1 pseudogene is annotated in these 913 nt (G+C 48.3%); it reads left to right on the top strand.

From position 1 onward, the window contains the following. Window positions 1-913, top strand: a pseudogene (locus tag GAC_RS00495) (P44/Msp2 family outer membrane protein); the annotation flags it as partial.

A 913-nucleotide genomic window follows, 5' to 3' on the forward strand; every position in this document is an offset into this window, starting at 1 on the left:
CAGGAGCAGGCTGAGAAAAAGCTGGCGGAGCTGGAACTAGCGGATAAAGGAGGAGCATTGGGAACTAAAGGCGAAATACGGGAAGTTAGGCAGCTCAAGGAACTAGCGGATAAAGGAGGAGCGTTAGGAATCATGGCCGAGAAGCTCAAGAAGCAGGAAAGTCTCAAGGGGCTAGGAGGAACAGTAGAAGAATTAGCAGCGATAAGGGAACTGAAGGAATTGGGGCTAGAAGAGCAGCTGAGGATGCTGGCTGAGATTAAGGAAGTTAAGAGATTGGCAGAGAAGCAGAAATCACAAGGATTAGAGGCTCATGAGGGATTACAACTGACTGAGAAGATTAGAGCATTGGGAGGACAGCTGGATCTGCTGGAAGAGAGATTGAGTGAAAAGTTTAAGAGACTACAGCAGAATGAGCAAGGTATACGTAAGGATCTGAATCCACAAGCTATAACAGCAGTGGCAGGTAAACTAGATGAGATTTGGGTACTGGGGACGCTAGGACAGTTAGATGAGCTAGTGCCTGGGAAGAGAGCTCAGACACTGGGGGAAATGAAGGCAACGCTGAAGGAGCTCGAGAAAATACGGAAGTTAGTAGACCTAGAGAAGAAGCTAGAAACTATGGGAGAACTAAAGAAGGAGATAGAGAAAATCAACGAGGAGGGAGAGCTGCTGAAGCTAGAGGCTAAGATACAGGAGGAGGCGAAGGCGGAGATAACAACGCTTAAGTCAGCGGAGAGGTATGGTACGCTAAAGGAGAATCTCAAGGAGTTGGAGAAGAAACTAGGGGAGGTGAAGAGCCTAGGAGCGTTGAAGTGGCAGGTAGCTGGGATAGAACCCGGGACGGGAAGTCAGGGTGGAAAGATACAGAAGCTGGCTGATAAGCTCAAGAACAAACTAGGTGAACTAGTTGCCA

Origin of the sequence: Anaplasma marginale str. Florida, from assembly GCF_000215485.1 — a bacterium.
Lineage (GTDB): Bacteria > Pseudomonadota > Alphaproteobacteria > Rickettsiales > Anaplasmataceae > Anaplasma > Anaplasma marginale.